The sequence below is a fragment of the Microbacterium sp. Kw_RZR3 genome (genome assembly GCF_029222405.1).
Taxonomy (GTDB): domain Bacteria; phylum Actinomycetota; class Actinomycetes; order Actinomycetales; family Microbacteriaceae; genus Microbacterium.
Map to the genome: position 1 here is coordinate 1 of NZ_JARHXC010000186.1, position 2,130 is coordinate 2,130.

The following is a 2,130-nucleotide window of genomic DNA, read 5'->3' on the forward strand; positions in this document are numbered from 1 at the left end:
GACCGTGAAGCGAAATTACTTCAGGGTCACCGAAGCGCCGGCCTCCTCGAGGGCAGCCTTGGCCTTCTCGGCGGTCTCCTTGTTCGCGCCCTCGAGCACGGCCTTGGGAGCGCCATCGACGACGGCCTTGGCCTCGCCGAGGCCGAGCGAGGTGAGCTCGCGGACGACCTTGATGACCTGGATCTTCTTGTCACCGGCGGCCTCGAGGACGACGTCGAACGAGTCCTTCTCCTCGGCCTCTTCGGCGGGGGCAGCGCCACCGGCGGCGGGGCCGGCAACGGCCACGGGGGCAGCAGCGGTGACGTCGAAGGTCTCCTCGAACGCCTTGACGAACTCGGAGAGCTCGATGAGGGTGAGCTCCTTGAACGCGTCGAGCAGCTCTTCGGTGCTGAGCTTAGCCATGTTGTATCTCCTTGATCGGGTTAATCAGCCGGGCCGGGTCAGGCCGCGGTGTCCTGCTTCTCGCGCAGCGCGTCGACCGTGCGAACGGCCTTCGACGGAAGCGCCTGGAAGACGTATGCCGCCTTGGTCATCGTCGCCTTCATCGCACCGGCGAGCTTCGCCAGCAGGACTTCACGGCTCTCGAGATCGGCGAGCTTGTTGACCTCATCCGCGGTCAGCGCGGCGCCATCGAAGTAGCCGCCCTTCACCACGAGCTGAGGGTTAGCCTTGGCAAAGGCACGCAGGCCCTTCGCGACGGCGACAGGGTCACCGTGCACGAACGCGATGGCGGACGGGCCCTTGAGCTCGTCATCCAGTCCCGTGACCCCCGCCTTGGCAGCGGCGATCTTGGTCAGCGTGTTCTTCACCACGGCGTAATCCGCGTCCTGACGGATGTCGTTGCGCAGCTGCTTGAGCTGGGCAACCGTCAGACCGCGGTACTCGGTCAGCAGAACGGCGGTCGAGTTCTCGAAGTTCTTCGTGAGCTCGGCGACCGATGCATCCTTCTGCGCCATGGCCACTCCTTGTGTGTACGAGGCGCTCCGCGGAGGCGGGGCGCCGGCCGAAGACACCGGGGTCCGGACAAAAAAGAAGAGCTCCGGCGCAGGCGCACGGAGCTCGGAAGAGATTCGTTTACCTGCGTAGGTCCTCCGCTTTTCAGCGAACGCTTCGATCGGTGTGCGAGCACTCCGATGACCGACGGTCTTTGGCTTGGGCTCTACTGTACCCGACGCCGCGCTCCCCCGCCAATCCGGTGCCGCCCGCGCTGGCCCGTCCGCCCGCCCCCGTTCCGCGCGCCCAAGTGACCCGCGTTCGCCGAAATGACACGCGCTTCCCACGCAACCCGGGTCATCTCGCGTACCACCGGTCATCTCGGCTTCCCGCCGGGGCGTACGCGGCCGCATTCCGAACGGCCCACACGGGGTCGCGGATCAGCGGGGCGGGCGCACACCGAAGGAGGCAAGGCGAGCGGCGAGTGTCTCGGGCGTGCGAATGTCGCCGAACCCGCCTCGACAGAGGCGCCATTGTGTCGTTCCGCGGATCCAGTCCTCACGACGCTTCTCGTCGAGCAAGACGGTCTCGATGGACCGGCCGCCGCGCATCGTGGCATCCCTGTACTTGACCTCGCCATCGAACTCCCAGAAGGTCCGCACATCGCGAAGCCCGATGTCGACGAAGTACGTCGAACCCTGAGGTCCCGCGACGGCGACCTGCAGGTCGATCTCTCGGAACCCGATGCGGTGCAACTGCAGCCGACTGACGCTTTCGCCGGGAAGCTCTGCGCGACCGTCGGCGAACTCGATGACCTCGCGCGCCCGTCGGATGCCGCGCGACCCGGCTGCGCGATGCGCACGCTCCCGCATGCGCTCGCGCCACGCCTCTTGAGCTCCGGGATCGAACCGGTGCGACGACACCACCTCACGCCTCAGCGCCGCATCAGCGCACGTGAGCGACACCTCGAGCGGTGCCGTGCGCGCGACGTCGAACACCGTACGGTCCAGGCTCGTGCAGGCGATGCCGTCGATCGTTACGACGTCGTCGTCGGGGAGCGCGTCGAGATGTCGACGAAGGCCGGCGCGACTGGTCCCTCCGATCGCGCCTGCGAGTGTCACCTCCACGGGACGGTCAGCGAAGCGATACTGCGGCAGGCCGTGGATGACCGCCGCAGACAGGTGAGACACCACTGCG

The 2,130-nt window shown here is 67.1% G+C and carries 3 protein-coding genes; all 3 read right to left on the reverse strand.

The genetic code is table 11. The features are described 5' to 3' along the window. Positions 1-15 precede the first annotated feature (15 nt). Positions 16-402 carry a 50S ribosomal protein L7/L12 gene (gene rplL, locus P2P98_RS09885; protein WP_013585572.1) on the reverse strand — a complete coding sequence of 129 codons (387 nt, stop codon included), beginning with the start codon at positions 400-402 and terminating at the stop codon, positions 16-18. Between the two features lie 38 nt (positions 403-440). Further along, positions 441-956 carry a 50S ribosomal protein L10 gene (gene rplJ / locus P2P98_RS09890; RefSeq protein ID WP_058595389.1) on the reverse strand — a complete coding sequence of 172 codons (516 nt, stop codon included), beginning with the start codon at positions 954-956 and terminating at the stop codon, positions 441-443. Positions 957-1,373: 417 nt separating this feature from the next. Then, positions 1,374-2,130 (reverse strand): hypothetical protein (locus P2P98_RS09895; RefSeq protein ID WP_275799502.1); only part of this gene is annotated, 757 nt, incomplete at its 5' end.

What these genes read in the sequence shown, in the direction of transcription:
- rplJ (WP_058595389.1), bottom strand. Translation starts at nt 956, where the DNA reads ATGGCGCAGAAGGATGCATCGGTCGCCGAGCTCACGAAGAACTTCGAG.
- rplL (WP_013585572.1), bottom strand. Translation starts at nt 402, where the DNA reads ATGGCTAAGCTCAGCACCGAAGAGCTGCTCGACGCGTTCAAGGAGCTC.